General features: G+C 60.6%; 16 protein-coding genes. 5 read left to right on the forward strand and 11 right to left on the reverse strand.

The window, feature by feature from the left end:
- Positions 1–59 precede the first annotated feature (59 nt).
- Positions 60–1,121, forward strand: a complete 1,062-nt coding sequence (locus tag ACIPSK_RS06215; RefSeq protein WP_446532686.1) for a YeiH family protein — start codon at positions 60–62, stop codon at positions 1,119–1,121.
- A 398-nt stretch (positions 1,122–1,519) separates the two neighbouring features.
- Here ACIPSK_RS06215 and ACIPSK_RS06220 read toward each other — a convergent pair whose 3' ends face one another.
- Together ACIPSK_RS06220 and ACIPSK_RS06225 are read right to left on the reverse strand one after the other, a co-directional pair.
- Positions 1,520–1,723, reverse strand: coding sequence for a cold-shock protein (locus tag ACIPSK_RS06220; protein WP_017967409.1), 204 nt, complete (start codon positions 1,721–1,723; stop codon positions 1,520–1,522).
- 112 nt (positions 1,724–1,835) lie between these two features.
- Positions 1,836–2,456 carry a hypothetical protein gene (locus tag ACIPSK_RS06225; protein WP_446532734.1) on the reverse strand — a complete coding sequence of 207 codons (621 nt, stop codon included), beginning with the start codon at positions 2,454–2,456 and terminating at the stop codon, positions 1,836–1,838.
- Between the two features lie 319 nt (positions 2,457–2,775).
- Here ACIPSK_RS06225 and ACIPSK_RS06230 point away from each other — a divergent pair, with 319 nt between their 5' ends.
- Complete coding sequence (locus ACIPSK_RS06230; RefSeq protein WP_170259676.1) at positions 2,776–3,222, forward strand: GNAT family N-acetyltransferase; 447 nt, start codon at positions 2,776–2,778, stop codon at positions 3,220–3,222.
- Between the two features lie 14 nt (positions 3,223–3,236).
- Here the strand turns inward: ACIPSK_RS06230 and ACIPSK_RS06235 are convergent, their stop codons facing one another.
- From ACIPSK_RS06235 to ACIPSK_RS06275, 9 genes are read right to left on the reverse strand one after another with little or no spacing between them, the layout of a single operon-like run.
- Positions 3,237–3,980, reverse strand: a complete 744-nt coding sequence (locus ACIPSK_RS06235) for an ABC transporter ATP-binding protein (protein ID WP_446532687.1) — start codon at positions 3,978–3,980, stop codon at positions 3,237–3,239.
- The gene (locus tag ACIPSK_RS06240) at positions 3,977–4,831 is read right to left on the reverse strand and encodes an ABC transporter ATP-binding protein (protein WP_162116369.1); all 855 of its coding nucleotides are present in this window, start codon (positions 4,829–4,831) and stop codon (positions 3,977–3,979) included. Before ACIPSK_RS06240 ends, ACIPSK_RS06235 begins: the two co-directional genes overlap by 4 nt.
- Positions 4,828–5,763 carry an ABC transporter permease gene (locus ACIPSK_RS06245; protein WP_446532688.1) on the reverse strand — a complete coding sequence of 312 codons (936 nt, stop codon included), beginning with the start codon at positions 5,761–5,763 and terminating at the stop codon, positions 4,828–4,830. Before ACIPSK_RS06245 ends, ACIPSK_RS06240 begins: the two co-directional genes overlap by 4 nt.
- Before the next feature lie 4 nt (positions 5,764–5,767).
- Positions 5,768–6,865, reverse strand: a complete 1,098-nt coding sequence (locus tag ACIPSK_RS06250) for an ABC transporter permease (protein ID WP_446532689.1) — start codon at positions 6,863–6,865, stop codon at positions 5,768–5,770.
- 5 nt (positions 6,866–6,870) lie between these two features.
- A complete protein-coding gene (locus ACIPSK_RS06255; RefSeq protein ID WP_162116372.1) occupies positions 6,871–8,457 on the reverse strand; it encodes an ABC transporter substrate-binding protein in 1,587 nt (528 codons plus the stop codon).
- Positions 8,458–8,499: 42 nt separating this feature from the next.
- Positions 8,500–9,450: a dihydrodipicolinate synthase family protein gene (locus ACIPSK_RS06260; protein WP_446532690.1), complete on the reverse strand. Its 951-nt coding sequence runs from the start codon at positions 9,448–9,450 to the stop codon at positions 8,500–8,502.
- 36 nt (positions 9,451–9,486) lie between these two features.
- Entirely contained in the window at positions 9,487–10,362 is an 876-nt protein-coding gene (locus ACIPSK_RS06265) for an SMP-30/gluconolactonase/LRE family protein (protein WP_162116374.1), read from the reverse strand.
- A complete protein-coding gene (locus ACIPSK_RS06270; RefSeq protein WP_162116375.1) occupies positions 10,359–11,189 on the reverse strand; it encodes an NAD-dependent epimerase/dehydratase family protein in 831 nt (276 codons plus the stop codon). Before ACIPSK_RS06270 ends, ACIPSK_RS06265 begins: the two co-directional genes overlap by 4 nt.
- 14 nt (positions 11,190–11,203) lie before the next feature.
- Positions 11,204–11,923: a FadR/GntR family transcriptional regulator gene (locus tag ACIPSK_RS06275; protein ID WP_017967398.1), complete on the reverse strand. Its 720-nt coding sequence runs from the start codon at positions 11,921–11,923 to the stop codon at positions 11,204–11,206.
- Positions 11,924–12,224: 301 nt separating this feature from the next.
- Between ACIPSK_RS06275 and ACIPSK_RS06280 the strand changes: the two genes are divergently transcribed.
- From ACIPSK_RS06280 to ACIPSK_RS06290, 3 genes are all read left to right on the forward strand, one after another.
- Entirely contained in the window at positions 12,225–14,165 is a 1,941-nt protein-coding gene (locus ACIPSK_RS06280) for an ABC transporter substrate-binding protein (RefSeq protein ID WP_017967397.1), read from the forward strand.
- A 123-nt stretch (positions 14,166–14,288) separates the two neighbouring features.
- A complete protein-coding gene (locus tag ACIPSK_RS06285; RefSeq protein WP_017967396.1) occupies positions 14,289–15,275 on the forward strand; it encodes an ABC transporter permease in 987 nt (328 codons plus the stop codon).
- Positions 15,276–15,283: 8 nt separating this feature from the next.
- Entirely contained in the window at positions 15,284–16,405 is a 1,122-nt protein-coding gene (locus tag ACIPSK_RS06290) for an ABC transporter permease (RefSeq protein WP_446532691.1), read from the forward strand.
- Positions 16,406–16,409: the final 4 nt, after the last annotated feature.

The following is a 16,409-nucleotide window of genomic DNA, read 5'->3' on the forward strand; positions in this document are numbered from 1 at the left end:
AATCGTTCGATTTTAGCGAATGAACGATCCTAAACTATTCAATGGAAGTCGACAATTGGGTGTGGGAGATTGTAGTCTTGCGCAAGGTCTCGCCGATGATCGTTTCCGCCTCCCGTTCCCTGTCGCTTCCTGCCGTCCTCCCGGGACTCGTCCTGTGTGCGGCAGTCACGCTCTCTGCGTATCTCCTTGAACAGCTGCAGATGATGGTTTTCGGCTCGCATTGGATCGAGAACCTCGTGCTCGCCATTTTGATCGGCATTGCCGTGCGCTCCTCGGTCTGCCTGCCGCAGACTTTCATTCCCGGCATCCAATTCGCCGCCAAGACCTTGCTCGAGATTGCGGTCGTATTGCTCGGCGCCTCGCTCAGCATGGCTGCCATCAGGCAGGCTGGACTGCCGCTGGTCGGCGGAATTGCCGTTCTGGTTGCTCTGTCTTTGGCCGGAAGCTTTGTTATCGGGCGGCTCTTCGGGCTGCCGGCCAGCCTGGCGACGTTGGTTGCTTGCGGCAACTCGATCTGCGGCAATTCTGCAATTGCCGCCGCAGCTCCGGTAATCGGCGCCAAACCGGACGATATTGCGGCCTCGATAGCCTTTACCGCAGTGCTCGGCATCGGTGCAGTGCTGACGCTGCCGCTGCTTCACCTGGGTTTTGGTCTCAGCGCCGTACAATATGGTGTTTTCGCAGGACTGACGGCCTATGCTGTCCCGCAGGTCTTGGCGGCCACGGCCTCTGCCGGGGCCGTCAGCACTCAGGTGGGCACGCTCGTCAAACTGATCCGCGTGATGATGCTCGGACCCGTCATCCTCGTGCTCGGCGCAGTCCATGGCTGCCGTCCCGGCAGTTCGCCAGTCAAGCTCCGCTATGTTCTCCCATGGTTCATCCTCGGTTTTGCAGCCATGGCGACGCTTCGTTCCCTCGACGCGATCCCGGCGCCGCTGCTGCCCGGGATGGCGGCTGTCTCTGCCGCCTTCACCGTCACCGCCATGGCGGCTTTGGGCCTCTCCGTCGATGTCAGATCCGTCGCCCATACCGGCGGTCGTGTCCTCGCAGCGGGGGCGCTGTCGCTGTTGGCGTTAGGGGCTCTCGGGCTTTGCCTGATCGGGCTGCTGAACATCGTCTGACCGATCATGCCGGACGGCCGCCGCCGCTTTCAATATGTGATACCCGCAAGAAATCTTGCGCGTCCCGTCAATGAATTCGTCGAGAGTTTCCGCCTTGGCACTCATCCTCTCCGGTGAGATGCCGGGACTGCATGTCAGAGCCGCCGATGGGACGCTTGCGGGATATTTGTCTCGTGACACCTTATTGCGCGCCAATCGACTATAGAGCAACTCCGGCATATTGCGGAGCGGTCTTGCGCCCGGAACTGCGCAGAACAAAAAGATAGAGCGTTTTCGTGACATGGGGACAGGCGGAAACGCTCCGGCTGGAGTCGTTTGCGGAAGAGGGCGACATCGCAGGTCGCCATGACGACGAGCCCAACCTGCTCAACGCAGGCTGGGCCATCTTCGGTTTTCGATCAGATGGTCGAGACGTTCTCAGCCTTCGATTTTCCGGTCTTGCGATCCTGTCCGATTTCGAAGCTGACCTTGTCGCCTTCGCGGAGCGACCCGCCGCTTTGCAGCGCAGACACGTGAACAAAAACGTCCTGCCCGCCACCCTCAGGGGTGATGAAGCCGAAGCCCTTGTCGTCATTGAAGAATTTAACGGTACCTGTCGGCATGAGATAACTATTTCCTTGTGTCGTTCAGCGATTTGCGAAGGCGAAACTATAGCTTCGGGGCTTCTCTATCAACCCTTTAGCACACTGGTGGCTTTTTGAACGCAAAAAGATATCAGCTCCGACGTAGCTCAATGCGGCTCGTAACAACCGATCGACCTGTCGCGGGGTCGGTATCGACGGTTGTGAGGCGCATGCCCGATGCCCCGGTTTTTTCGATCGTCATCTGCGCAAGTCGATCGCCATTGACTTCTTTCGCCCATCTGATCGCGAGGCTTATGGCATTGCCAGCGCGTTTTCCGCCAAGACCCGCGGTGCCAGTGCCCGCGCCCACGTAGGAGCCGGTGTAGGTGTCACCGCTAGCCTTGAGGTTAGCGCTGATGACACGGGAAAAAAGCACGAGACTGGTGCAGCGCCCATTGAGTGCAAGGGAGCTTGCATTCGCATCCGACTTGAAATGGCAAGTGACTGTCATGGTGGGTGCATTTGTCCGCACTTTCACCGTACCCTTACCGCTCCAATTTCCCGCCAGTGTCTTCAGGAACGCGGACTCGTCGGCCTTGGCGTCGCAGGCCATAACTATCGACGCCGTCGCAACGGCGATGGCACATGCAAGGACCTTCATCAGCTGAGTAACTTTCGGACCGCGTAACATCCGCATAACGACGCTCGTCTGATCGAGGAGGAGGGTGTCATATAACCGCTCGGCGGTGAATTGGTTCCGTATGGGACGTATTCGCTCGCCGCAGCGCACGCGTTTTCAACAGGATCAGCCTGCCAATGCTGCGGTTTGCCGAAAAGAAAAGATGCTGCCTGCGCTCGGTAGAGTTCATTCGTTCAGCCCCGCCTGGGATCTTGCGGCTTCGCGCGGGTGGAAAAAGGCATTTTCAATGCTGGGCTCAGCCGGGCGGACTGGCCCGGACCTGCTTGGCGAGCAGCGATCTTTACCCTTTTCAGGGACAAGCTCGGCGAAAAACCTGCGGATGCAGGCAACTTACCATTGCGAAACCAATAGCCTTCGGCGAATGTCACCTGACGTGGCGTGAGGCGAGTTTATGTCATTTCGGATCGAGCGTCTGGTTGAAAAACACATTAGCGGTGCGGCCGTCGTATTGGTAAATGCCTATGCCCTGCCTCCGTGGAATGAGAGCTGGTCCCTTGAAGCGGCTGCAGAAAATGTGACCTATGTGCTTGAAACTCCTAGGTCAATTGCACTTGCGGCAGTTGACGGAAGCAAGGTGCTCGGCATTGCGCTCGGGATACGACAGCGGCGCCATACCGGCCCGGTCATTTATCTGGACGAGCTTTCAGTGCAGCCCGATGCACAGGGTAAGGGAATTGGGACCGCTCTACTTTCTGCAATGTTCGAAACAGCCACAGCTGAAGGATGTAGCAGCTTGTGGCTGATCTCGAAGCGAGGAGGGGCGCTGTCGGAGTTCTATCAACGTTGCGAATTTGCTGTGATAGGCGACCTTGGCCTGTACTCTAGATCGAGCGAATAAGGCCAGATTCGGAATTACGCCTTTCCATACATCCGGCTCGCCCGCAGCAAGCGTTGCGAATAAGGATGTTCGACCGCACCTCTTCGCAAGGCGCCGACATCGACCTGTTCGACGATCTCGCCCGCTTCCATGATGGCGACGCGGCTGCACATGTGCGAGACGACGGCGAGATCATGGCTGACGATCAGATAGGTCAGGCCGCGATTGGTTCGCAGATCCTGGAGGAGATTGAGGATTTCGGCCTGAACGGACACATCGAGCGCCGATGTCGGTTCGTCGAGAAGCAGAACGTCCGGATCCAGCATCAAGGCACGGGCGATTGCCACGCGCTGCCGCTGCCCGCCGGAGAGCTGGTGCGGAAATCTGTAGCTCAGCGCCGGGTCGAGGCCGACTGATCTCAGGACGGCGTTCACGTCGACGGAATTCGTATCCAGGCCCTGGTTGCGCAGCGGTTCCTTTAGCTGCGAGCGGATGGTCTTGCGGGGATGGAGCGATCCATAAGGGTCCTGGAACACCATCTGCACCCGGCGAAAGAACGGCCGGCTGCGCTGTCGGTCCAGCGTCTCTCCGTGGAGCTCGATCCGGCCGTCATAATTGGAGTTGAGACCGGAGAGCGCTCTTAGAACGGTGGACTTTCCGCAGCCGGATTCGCCGACCAGGCCGAAAGCAGTTCCCTTCTCGATGGAAAGACTTACATCTCTGACGACGGGCCGCTGGCCATGGCCGAAACGGATGGAGAGATTGTCGATTTTGATCACCGTGGCGGCTCCAATGCGGGTTCGTCGAGCCAGGCGGGATCCCGCTTCAGGATCGGCAGTCGGGCGGGTGGATCCTCGATCGTCGGCAGGGATGCCAAAAGCCCTTGCGTATAGGGATGTCTGGCCTTGTCGAGATCGCGCGCTTCGAGCACTTCCACGACCCGCCCCGCATACATGATGAGGACGCGATCGCAGAAATTCCTGATGAGATTGAGATCGTGACTGATGAAGATCAGCCCGAGATTGCGGCGCAAGACGAGCTCGTCGAGCAGGGCCAGGATCTCGAGTCTCACCGTCACATCGAGTGCTGACGTCGGTTCGTCGGCGATCAGCACTTCGGGTTCGGCAATCAGCATCATGGCGATCATCGCCCGTTGACCCATGCCCCCCGAGATTTCGTGCGGATAAAGGCGGGCCACACGCTCCGGATCGCGGATCTGAACGGCCTCGAGCATATCGAGAGCCTGCTGCCAGGTCTTTGCCCTGCTCGTCCTCGGATGATGGAAGCGGTAGGTCTCGGCAATCTGTTCGCCGATCCGCATGACGGGATTGAGCGAATATTTCGGATCCTGCAGGATCAGGCCGATCCGCCGTCCCCTGATCGTCATCATCGTTTTTTCATTCGCCTTGAGCAGGTCGACGTCGCAAAAGCGCATCCGCTCGGCATTGACGATCGCGGTCGGTGGCAGCAGCTTCATGATCGCGCGGCCGACGGTCGACTTTCCCGATCCGGATTCACCGACGATCCCGAGCTTTTCCTGTCCAAGCGAAAAGCTGACGCCGCGAACGGCTCGCACCTGTCCGCCGCCGAAGGCGATTTCGAGGTTCTGAATATCGATCAGGTCAGTCATTCCGAACCTCGGGGATCGAGAACATCGCGAAGCGCATCACCGACAAGGTTGAAGGCGAGGCTGACCAGCGCAATGGCAATACCGGGTGCCGCGATGACCCAGGGGCTGTCGAGCATGAATTCACGTCCGCTGGCGGCCATCGAACCCCATTCCGGCCATGGCGGCTGCGCGCCGAGGCCGAGGAAGCCGAGGCCGGCGGCGGTGATGATGATGCCGGCCATATTGAGGGTGACGCGGACGATCACCGAGGGAATGCACATCGGCAGGATGTGACGGGTGATGATCGCAATTGACGTCGCGCCCTGCAGGCGTACGGCGGCGATGTAATCCGCCTTGCGAAGGCTGAGCGTCTCGGCGCGCGCAAGACGCGCGATCGGCGGCCAGGCCGTCAGTGAAATCGCGATGATCGCATTGGTGATGCCTGGACCGAGCGCTGCGGCAAAACCAAGCGCGAGGACGAGGCCGGGAAAGGAAAGGAAAATGTCGGTGACGCGCATCAGGACTTCATCGACGATGCCACCGAAATAGCCTGAGACGGTGCCGATCAACAGGCCGAGCGGGGCGACGATGACCGTGACAAGCATGATGATGTAGAGCGTGGTGCGGGCGCCGTAGATCACCCGGGAGAAGACGTCGCGGCCGAAATTGTCGGTGCCGAGCCAATGGCTGGCCGATGGCGCGGCAAGCCGCCCGGCCATGTCCTGAACGATCGGATCGTAGCTCGTCAGCAGGGGTGCGGCCAGCGCCACGACGATCAGCACTACGATGATGGCAAGTCCCGCCAGGCCAAGCGGGTGCAGGCTGAATTTCCGCCAGCCCTGATGAATTTGCTGCACCGACGACTGAAACCAGCCTCGCGGTTCCTGCGCGAGCAGCCAGTTGCGAAGGCCGCCAGTGTTAGTGCTGTCCGCGTGCTCAGAGGAGATCGTCATGGCGTCATCGTGTCCTCGGATCAAGAATGCGATAAAGGAAGTCCGACAGGATGTTGATCGTCAGGAAGACGGCACCAATCGTCAGGACGGAACCCATGACCACGTTCATGTCGTTCATCTGCAGCCCCCGGGTCAGGTACTGGCCGAGCCCCGGCCACCCGAAGACGGTCTCGATCAGCACCGCGCCTTCGAGGAGCCCGCCGAACGTCAGCGCCATGATCGTTAAAAGCTGCACGCGGATGTTCTTGAATGCATGGCGCCACACCACCTTGCGGGTGCCAAGCCCCTTGGCCCGGGCGGTGATGATGTATTCCTGGCTGAGCTGCTCCAGCATGAAGCTCCGCGACATGCGGCTGATATAGGCGACGGAATAGTAGCCGAGGATTGCCGCCGGCAGGATGATGTGGCCAAGGGCGTTGTAAAACACGTCCCATTGGCGCTCTATCGCCGCGTCGATCAGGAGGAAGCCCGTCATCGGCGTGACGAGGCCTTCATAGAAGACATCGATCCGGCCCGAGGCGCCGACGAGCTTCAGCTTCGCATAAAAGACGAAGAGCGCCATCAGTCCGGTCCAGAAAATCGGGATGGAGTGGCCGGCAAGGGCGACGATCCGCGCGACGTGGTCGATAATGGTCCCGCGCCTGACCGCAGCAGTGATCCCTAAAGGAATGCCGACGATCGCACCGATGATCATGGCGATGATCGCAAGTTCGATCGTCGCGGGAAAGATCGTCATCAGATCGGTGAGGATCGGCTGGCCCGTCGTCGCCGACATGCCGAGATCGCCTGTGGCGATCTTGCCGACGTAGGAGAGGAACTGCATCCAGATCGGCTGCCCAAGACCCAGCTCGTTATAGACGCGATCGTAAACCTCCTTGCTGACTTCCGCCCCGGTGATGGCGAGCACCGGGTCGGCAGGCAGCAGGCGGCCCATCGAGAAGGTCAGGAAGAGCAGGCCGAGCAGCGTCGTCACGACGGCTACGACGCGTCCCGCCAGGCGCCGCAGCAGGCTCAGTGCCGGGTGCGGGGCCGCCTCGGCGAACCCGCCCGCCGGGGAGTGCCGGCTGCTCTCCTCCTTCGATGTCGTATCGGCGCTTGCCACGCGTTCTACTCCTTGGTCACGTCGTGCCAGCGCGTCGACCATGTCGTATGCCCGTGATAGCCCTTGACGTTGGCGCGCATGACATAGGGGTCGGTTCGCTGGAAGAAGATGACCAGCGGGGAGGCCATGCCGGCATAGATGCCGTCCATCTTCTTGAAGATGTCGGTACGCTTTTCCGTGTCGCGCTCCTTCATCGATTGGTCGATGAGCGTGTTGAGCTCGTCCACCTTCATGCCCGTGCGCCAGAGGTAATAGCTGCCGAGGCGTGCCTCGTCGCTATTGTCGGGGTTGAAGGCATATTGCGTGGCGACCGCGAAGGGATCGGGCAGGCGCGCGCCGGAATTGCCGAGCAGCACTTCGAATTTGCGCTCGCGGAAGGCGGGCGTGAACTCGCCGGGCACGAGATCGAGATCGATGCCGGCAGCGCGGGCACTCGCCTGCAGCGCTTCGGCGAAGGGCAGGGTCGGGGCTCCCGACGGATTGAGCACCTTCTTCAGCCCATTGGGATATCCGGCCTCCGCCAGCAACTGCTTGGCCTTGGCGGGATCGTAATCGTAGTGCGAGGCAGCTTCCTCAGGGGCGCCGATCATGCCGCGCGGGATCATCGACTGCCAGGGAAAGCCCGTATAGCGCATGATGTTGCCGGAGATCGCTTTCCAGTCGAAGGCATGCTGGAAGGCCTCGCGAACCTTCGGCTTCTGCAGATCCGGGTCTTTCTGATTGAGGGCGATATAGTAGAAGCCCAGACCCGGGACATTCTCGATGACCATGTCCTTCTTGCTGGCGAGCGCATCGAGGTCGCCGCTTGCCACATACTGGCCGACATCGACGTCGCCGGCTTCGAGTTGAAGCCGGAGATTGCCGGATTCAGGGATATGACGAGCGACGACGCGCGCCATGGCCGGCTTGCCGTCCCAATATTTCGGCTGCGCATTGAAGATCGCGACATCGTTCGGCCGCCACTGTGCCAGACTAAATGGGCCGCTGCCGGCCGAATTGGCGGATAGCCAGGCACCGCCGAAATCGCCGTTCGCCTCGTGCGACAGCACCGTCTTTTTGTCGACGATGCCGATCGACGAGCCCGCCAGCGAATAGAGCACCAGATCGGTATTGACCGACTGCGGCAGCTCGATCTCGAGCGTGTGTTCGTCTTTTGCGCGAACGAGCTTTTCGACGTTTTCAGGCGTGAAGCCCCACAGTGCGATGTCGGTGGAGCCGACCTGTCCCATCTTGATGACGCGCTGGATCGACCAGGCTGCATCCTCGGCGGTCACCTTGTTGCCGCTCTGGAAGACCGCGTCGTCGCGTAATGTCAGCGTGATGATCTTGCCATCCGCCGAGACGCTCCATTGCGTCGCGAGCATCGGCTTCAGCGTTTTAAGATCGTCCGGCGACAGCTGCACGAGGTTGTCGTAGAGGTTAGAGATCAGCTCGGATACCGTGCGGGCATTGTTCTGGGCCGGATCGAGCGTCCTTATGCCGGTGAGATTGGTGCCGATCACCAGCATGTTGGGCGGCGACGCCGCGAAGCTGGGCTGCGCCGTCGTCAGGGCGCCGGCAATTGCGATCGTTGTCAGTACTTGTCTCAGCATCTCAAGACCTCCCAATCCTGTTGTTTGTGGATAGTGTCGAAATCAGCCGGCCGCCTTGACGACCGGTTGGTCTGAATGAGTTTGAATGTCGCCTTCGGCCTCCCAGCCTTGAAGGAGCCGATGAAGCTCCTCGCGGTCATGCTGGTCGAGCTGCGGCAATCCCGGCACACGCACGGGACCGACATCGAGACCGGAATAGGTGACGGCTTCCTTGACGACGGTCACGTTCGCGCCATTGCGGAATTTGGTCCGCATCCGCTCGAATGGCTCGAGCTTGTTGACGATCGCCCTGGCGGCGGCAAAATCGCCTTTTTCAAGCGCAGCGTGGACCGCAAGCGAGAGCTTCGGCGCGACATTGACGAGGCCGGACGTGAAGCCGCGGGCGCCGGCTGCGGTAAATGTCGGCGCCCAGCTCTCCGCCAGGCCGCAGACGAACAGCGCGCCGCCGGGGCTCGCCGCCGGGATCGCTCTCGACAACAACATCAGATCGGTCGTGGCGAATTTGATGCCGGCAACATTGCCGTGATTTGCGAGGCGGACGATATCGGCGACGGCGAAACCATCGGCCCTGACATAGGCGATGAGCGGCAGGGCGGAAACATCCGCAAGATTGCAGAAATAGTCGATCTGGGCCGCAGGTGCTGCGAAGGGATCGACGGGCTGATGCGACATGACGGCGGATGCGCCGATCACCGCCGCATCTTTCGCCATGCCGATCGCCTCTCGCAGCGACCGGCCGATTGCGGCCGTCACCGGCGCCTTGCCGTCGACGCCTGAAACCGCCGCCTCATGGACGATCCTGATTTCCTGCGGCGTGAGCGCATAGAATTCCCCGGTATTGCCGGCAGCGACGATGTTGTGAATACCCGCTGCCGCCACCCGCTCATAGACTTTCGCCGTAATCCGAGGTTCGACTTCGCCTCTCCCGTCATAGGCCGTGACGGGAACACCCGAAACGCCCGTAAGCGCCTTGCGCATGATCGCGATGCTCATTTTTTCTTCCCCGTTCGCTTTCCATCCTAATGGTCGTTATCCGAAGTGGTAGGGCGCCAAGCCCTCCGCATTCACATCGAAGGCAATGACAGTGCCTGCCTCGAAATGTCCGGTGCGGTCCGTCGACAGGCTCGTGACGTAGAGGGTGCGCAGATCCGGCCCTCCGAAACACGGCATCGTCGGTGCGGGAACCGGCAGAATGTAGATTTCGACGATGTCGCCTTCGGGCGAAATCCGGTTGAGGCGACCGGCGGAAACGCCGGCACTCCAGTAGAACCCGTCACGATCGGTTGTCGCGCCGTCGGGCCGACCCTCGTCTTCCGTGAAGCTGCGAAGCCGGCGCCCATCGCCGAGCTCGCCCGTATCAGGATCGAAGTCGAACGCCTGCAGGAAGCATTGCCGGCTGTCGGAGTGATACATCCGCCGGCCGTCCGGCGACCAGGCGAGACCGTTGGAGCTGGTCAGTCCGGTTGCAACGGTCCGCGTGCGGCCATCGGCGCCCACGCGGTAAAGGGCGGCCTCATCGGTCTGCGGCTTGGCTTCGCTGAACGAGCCGATCCAGAAGTGCCCGTCGGGGCCGACCTTTCCGTCATTGAGGCGGCAGTTGATGTGGCGCCCGACTGGATCCGACACAAACTCGAAATCTCCCGAAACCGGATCGAAGAGATGGACGCCCGTTTGGAGCCCCACGACGATCCTGTGATCGCGGCAGAGCCCGAGCGCGCCGATTGCGGCCGGCATCTCGAAGCGGTCGATCTTACCTGAAGGCGAAAGCCGGACGAGCGCCGGCGCCAGAATATCGACGAGCCACAGAGTGCCGGTCTCCTCGTCCCATACCGGCGATTCACCGACCGTCAGCGGTTGCTGGATTACGGAACGGACGTCCGGGCGGATGACCCGCGGCGCCGTCATTCAACCGTCTCCAAGCTCTTGACCAAGCCATCGGCGTCGCGCATGCGGATGGTGCCGTCGTGATTGATCTCACAGAATCCGCCACCCTGGAATGCCAGCGCGACCGGACCTTCGGATCCCTCTTCGATCAGTGCGTAATCGCGCGGCCGGTCCTGCGGCTGGTAGCCCAATCGTGCCGCCAGCTCGTTGTCCCACCATTGCGTGTCCGTGTCGGAAACGCCGTAGACGACTGTTGCGGCGATCTGTGGGTGAGTGAGCCCAATCCGCACCAGTTGCGCCAGATCCCGCGCGCTGATCCAGATTGCCACCGATCGCTCGCTGTTGGGATAGGTGCCGGCATTGCCGATACGGATGGAAAGGGAGCGAATGCCCGACGTGTCGTAGTAGAGCCCCGCCACCAGTTCGCCCCAGCATTTGGAAAGTCCATACGGGCTGTCGGGGCGCATCGGGTCGAGCGGCGATATGACTTCGCCGCGCGGATAGAAGCCGGTGGTATGGTTGCTGGAAGCATAGACGACCCGCTGGACCTTGTTGATCCGTGCCGCTTCGTAGAGATTGTAGGTTCCAAGCACATTCGCGTGCAGAATGGCGTTCATGTCGATGCCGCTGGCGATGCCGGCGAGATGAACGACGCCGTCGACATCCTTCAGCGCCGCCGTTGCCTCGTCGAGCTTTGTAAGGTCTGCTCTTACGAAAGTCTCGTTTTCGCCAAGCTCAGCCGGTTCCTGCAGGTCGATCAGGTGGACGTGCTCGAAATGCGCGTGAAGGTGAGGGCGCAGCAGCGTTCCGACACGGCCGGCAGCGCCCGTCACAGCGATCCGTTTCATTATTCTTCCTTCCATTATCGCTCAACCCCCTGAAACATGCGGGCGCGGGCGTTCAGTATGTGTTTCTTCATCGCATCGTGCGCTTCGGTTTCCCGCCGTGCGAAGATCGCCTCGACGATCACCGCATGCTCATCCTGGACGCTGCGAATCTGCTCCAGCGTCCGTTTCAAGCTCAGGCTTCGCGTGACGGAATGCCCGATGGCGAAATGCGGCCTGAACCATTCGCGAACGGTGATGTGGAACTGGTTGCCGGTCGCCATGGCGATGGCATCGTGCAGAACCTGATCCTCCTCGGCACCGAGCTCTCCGTTGCGCAGACATTGCTCGATCGAAAGAAGCGCTGCCGTAATCCTCTCCTTGTCGGCCGGCTGCCAGTTTCGCGCGGCAAGCTCCGCCGCCTCGGCCTCGAGCCCGGCGCGGAATTCAAAGAACCGCTGGACATCGGCGAGCGATCCGACCGGCACCATTTTCAGCATCGACGAATCCGGTCTTTGCCGGACATAGGAGCCCGAGCCCTTGCGCGAAACGACCAGGCCGTCGGCTCTCAGGCGTTCGAGCGCTTCGCGCACGACGGGTCTCGAAGCGCCGAAATCGGCGGCGAGCTTCGTCTCCGACGGCAGCCGTTCGTTCACCGGAAAATTGCCGTCGGCGATCATCCCCACGATCTTCTCGTAGATGATGTCGCTGAAGCGCGTTGCGCCCCTGTTCGAAACGGCATCGACCGCGAATGTCATTATGGTGCTTTTCTCCGAACGATTTGGGCTCTTGCAGTTGCCGACCGAACGTCTGCGTGGAAGTGTACAGCTTCTAACAGATCTCTGTCTTGGATGCGTATTTGCCTTGTTATTGGCGCGCGAGAACCCGGTTCTGTTGCTGCATCGCTACAAAATTTGTAATTATCTGTCAACTCTTGTAATCATTTGGGAACGTGTCTATGGTTCGGTCCCAGCGCCGAGGAGGGTGCGGGCGGCAGGTCGGGAGCCTGCCGCATCAGCCGGTTCAAAAGGTGCACCGGCTTAGAAAGGGAGGAACTCGATGCCCAATGAAATTCTGTCGCGCGGCGTTACCCGCCGCACTGTGCTTGGTGGCATGGCGGGCGTCGCAGCCTTGTCCATTGCCGGTCGCGTCTCTGCCGCCGCAGGCGGCGAAGCACCCGCACTTGCACAGCTTGTGAAGGACGGAAAACTGCCGCCGCTCGCCGAGCGCCTGCCGAAGAAGCCGATGGTCGTCAAGCCGTTCGAAAAAGTCGGCACCTATGGCGGCTCGCTACGCCGCGGCCTTCGCGGTTCATCCGACCACAACGGCATCCTGCGCATGGTCGGCAACCAGAGTCTCGTGCGCTGGAACCTCGAATTTACCGCTGTGGAGCCGAATCTTGCCGAGCGCTGGGAAGTCAGCGACGACGCGACGCAATTCACCTTCCATCTGATCGAGGGCGTGCGCTGGTCGGACGGTCATCCCTTTACCGCCGACGACGTGGTTTTTGCGATCGAAGACTGCGTCAAGAACACCGAACTCTACAGCTCGACACCGGCGCAGCTTGCCGTCGCCGGCAAGCCGGTCACCGTCGAGAAGATCGACGATCATACGGTGAAGTTCACCTTTGCGGCGGCCAACGCGCTTTACCTGGAAAATCTCGCTACGCCGCTCGGTCAGCATCCGACGCTCTTTCCGAAGCATTACTGCAGCCAGTTCCTGCCGAAATATAACCCCAATATCGAGGCCGATGCGAAGAAAGCCGGCGTCACCAGCTGGACGGAACTATTCCGCAGCCGCTGCGGTGACATCGAGATCCCGTCGCGCTGGGGCAATGTCGACAAGCCGACGCTCGATCCATGGGTGGTCAAGGAACCCTATGCCGGCGGTGCGACGCGTGTCGTCATGACCCGCAATCCATATTTCTGGCAGGTCGACACCGAGGGCAATCAGCTTCCCTACATCGATGAGATCAACTTCGGCATTTCGCAGGATGTGGAATCGCTGATGCTGAATGTCATCTCGGGAAAGATCGACATCCAGGAACGCCATATCAGCGTGCTTGCCAACAAGCCGACGCTGTCGAAGAACATGGAAAAAGGCGATTATCGCTTGCTGACGCTCGTGCCTTCGGCCTCGCAGCAGTGCCAGATCTACTTCAACATCACTCACAAAGATCCGGCGATGCGCAAGATGTTTGCCGACAAGGCATTCAGGCAAGCGCTCTCGATCGGCATCAACCGCCCGGAACTCATCGATATCGTCTATTTCGGCCAGAGCGAGCCCTACCAGGCCGGGCCGCGTCCGACCCATCCGTGGTACAATGAGAAATACGCGCGCCAGTTCACCGAATTTGACGCCGACAAGGCAGGCGCGATGCTCGATGAGGCCGGCTACAAGAAAGGTGGCGATGGTTTCCGCCTCCGGCCGGACGGCCAGAAGGTGTTCTTCTCGATCGACGTCATTCCGACGCTCTATCCCGACCTCGTCGACGCGCTCGAACTGGTCAAGACCCACTGGGCGCAGATCGGCATCGACATGAAGGTCAACACGATCGAGCGGGCGCTCTACTACACCCGCGGCGACGACAATGCCCATGATGCGCAGGTATGGCCTGGCCCCGGTGGCCTCGATCCGATGCTCGATCCGCGCGATTTCTTCGCCTTTCATCCGCAAGGCTCGCGTTACGCCATTCCGTGGACGCTTTGGTACACTTCCAACGGTGCACGCGGCGAAGAGCCGCCGGAAAGCCAGAAGAAGCGTATGAAGCTGTTCGACGAGGCGCGTTCGACGGCCGATCTCGACCAGCGCGGTGCGATCATGAAGCAGATATTCGATATCGCGGCGGAAGAATTCGAGACTGTCGGGCTTTGCCTTGCCGTCGGCGGCTTCGGCATCATCCGCAACAATCTGCGCAATGTTCCCGAAAAGCAGCCGGATAGTTGGTCCTGGCCCAATCCGGGGCCGGCAATGCCGCAGCAGTTCACCTTCACGAGCTGATTTGCACCTCCGGCGCCGTGCCTGACGGTACGGCGCCTTCTTTCAGTTCGCCCTCCGAGATGCCTTGCCGGCCATGGCGGCCGACAAGGTCCGGAAGGCGGCGTTCAATGCAAGAGGCGCCCCATGCTGGTCTTCATCGCCAAACGCCTGCTATGGATGATTCCATCGCTTTTTGCCGTCAGCTTCCTCGCTTTCGTGCTGATCCAGCTGCCGCCGGGCGATTACGTCACCACCTATATCGCGACGCTGGCCGCCTCTAACGAGATCGTCGATCAGAACACGGCGGCGCAATTGCGCGAACGCTTCGGTCTCGGCGATCCGATGTTGATCCAATATTTCAAATGGATATGGGGTATACTTTCGCGCGGCGATTTCGGCATTTCCTTCGAATGGCAGCAGCCGGTCTCGGATCTGATCTGGGAACGCATGGCGCTGACGCTTGTTCTGGCTCTGTCGACATTGATCGCCACCTGGGCGATCGCGCTGCCGATCGGCGTCTTTTCCGCCGTGCGCAAATATTCGATCGGCGACTATTTCTTCACTGCCTTCACCTTCTTCGGCTTGGCCGTTCCGTCCTTCCTGCTGGCGCTGGTGCTGATGTATGTCGCGGCTGTCGAATTCGGCCAGGACGTCGGCGGGCTCTTTTCGCCGGAATATGAGAACGCGGCCTGGAGCTTCGCCAAGATGGGCGATCTTTTCTCGCATCTCTGGCTTCCCGTCATCATTCTTGCCGTCTCCTCGACGGCGAGCCTCATCCGCGTCATGCGCGCCAACATGCTCGATGAGCTGCCGAAGCCTTACGTGACCACGGCACGGGCAAAAGGTCTCTCCGAGTTCCGGCTGCTGGTGAAATATCCTCTGATGATCGCGCTCAATCCGTTCATCTCGACGATTGCCTGGCTGCTGCCTAATCTGATCTCCGGCTCGGTCGTCGTCGCCATCGTCCTCAATCTGCCGACGGCTGCTCCTTTGTTGCTGCAGGCGCTGATGGCCCAGGACATGTATCTCGCCGGCGCCTTCGTTCTGCTGATCTGCGCGCTGACGCTGATAGGCTCTCTGATCAGCGATATCCTGCTTGCGCTGGTCGATCCCCGCATCCGGTTGGAATAGGAGCCGATATGGCCGACATCACCGTTACGAACATTCCGCCGGATCGCGCCGCCGTCGCATCGCAGTGGCAGCTCATCTGGTGGGCTTTCCGCCGGCATCGGCTGGCCATGGTCGCGCTCGTCGTCACCGTGCTGATGTATATCGTCGCCCTGCTTCCCGGCTTCTTCGCCATCAACGATCCGAATCTGCAAAATGCGCGGGCGACTTTTCACCCGCCGCAGAGATTGCATCTGATCGATACGCAGAATGGGTTCTCATTTGGCCCGCATTATTATCCGATGAAGCTGACCCGCGATCCGGAAACGCTGGCCGCCATCTTCAAGGAAGACACGTCAAAACGTGTCGACGTCCAGTTCTTCGGGCGCGGCTATGAATATTCCGTGTTCGGCCTGTTCAGGACCAACATCCATCTGATCGCCTCGCCCGACAAGACGACGCCGCTGCTTCTGTTCGGCGCCGACAGGCTTGGGCGCGATGTTTTCAGCCGAACGGTGCAGGGCTCGCAGATCTCGTTGTCGATCGGCCTCGTCGGTGTCTTCTTCTCGCTCATGCTCGGCATCGTGCTCGGCGGCATCTCGGGATATTACGGCGGCCGCATCGATTTCTTCCTGCAGCGGGTGATCGATTTCGTGCTGTCGCTGCCGACGATCCCGATCTGGCTCGCAATGGCCGCGGCCCTGCCGCAGGACTGGCCTGCGACGCTGCAATATATGATGATCACGATCATCCTGTCGCTGACCGGCTGGGCGCAGCTCGCCCGCGTCGTTCGCGGCCGCTTCCTGTCTTTGCGCACCGAGGAATTCGTCGCTGCCGCCAGGCTCGACGGTGTTCGCGAAAGACGCATCATCTTTCGCCACATGCTGCCGAGTTTCGCCAGCCATATCATTGCGTCGATCACTCTTGCGGTGCCGGCGATGATCCTTGCCGAAACCTCTCTCTCCTTTCTGGGGCTCGGTCTGCAGCCGCCGACCATCTCCTGGGGCGTGCTTCTGCGCGAGGCCCAGAACATTCGCTCGATCGCTACCGCGCCATGGCTCTTCATGCCGGGCTGTGCCGTCGTGGTCGCCGTGATGGCGCTCAACCTTCTCGGCGACGGCCTGCGCGATGCGGCCGATCCTTACAACAAATGAGGCC

Source organism: Rhizobium sp. LARHSG275 (genome assembly GCF_052871115.1).

Excerpts from the sequence above, each read along its gene's own strand:
- ACIPSK_RS06220 (WP_017967409.1), bottom strand. The coding sequence starts at position 1,723 with ATGCCGACAGGTACCGTTAAATTCTTCAATGACGACAAGGGCTTCGGC.
- ACIPSK_RS06230 (WP_170259676.1), top strand. The coding sequence starts at position 2,776 with ATGTCATTTCGGATCGAGCGTCTGGTTGAAAAACACATTAGCGGTGCG.
- ACIPSK_RS06240 (WP_162116369.1), bottom strand. The coding sequence starts at position 4,831 with ATGACTGACCTGATCGATATTCAGAACCTCGAAATCGCCTTCGGCGGC.
- ACIPSK_RS06245 (WP_446532688.1), bottom strand. The coding sequence starts at position 5,763 with ATGACGATCTCCTCTGAGCACGCGGACAGCACTAACACTGGCGGCCTT.
- ACIPSK_RS06255 (WP_162116372.1), bottom strand. The coding sequence starts at position 8,457 with ATGCTGAGACAAGTACTGACAACGATCGCAATTGCCGGCGCCCTGACG.
- ACIPSK_RS06260 (WP_446532690.1), bottom strand. The coding sequence starts at position 9,450 with ATGAGCATCGCGATCATGCGCAAGGCGCTTACGGGCGTTTCGGGTGTT.
- ACIPSK_RS06265 (WP_162116374.1), bottom strand. The coding sequence starts at position 10,362 with ATGACGGCGCCGCGGGTCATCCGCCCGGACGTCCGTTCCGTAATCCAG.
- ACIPSK_RS06270 (WP_162116375.1), bottom strand. The coding sequence starts at position 11,189 with ATGAAACGGATCGCTGTGACGGGCGCTGCCGGCCGTGTCGGAACGCTG.
- ACIPSK_RS06275 (WP_017967398.1), bottom strand. The coding sequence starts at position 11,923 with ATGACATTCGCGGTCGATGCCGTTTCGAACAGGGGCGCAACGCGCTTC.
- ACIPSK_RS06280 (WP_017967397.1), top strand. The coding sequence starts at position 12,225 with ATGCCCAATGAAATTCTGTCGCGCGGCGTTACCCGCCGCACTGTGCTT.
- ACIPSK_RS06285 (WP_017967396.1), top strand. The coding sequence starts at position 14,289 with ATGCTGGTCTTCATCGCCAAACGCCTGCTATGGATGATTCCATCGCTT.
- ACIPSK_RS06290 (WP_446532691.1), top strand. The coding sequence starts at position 15,284 with ATGGCCGACATCACCGTTACGAACATTCCGCCGGATCGCGCCGCCGTC.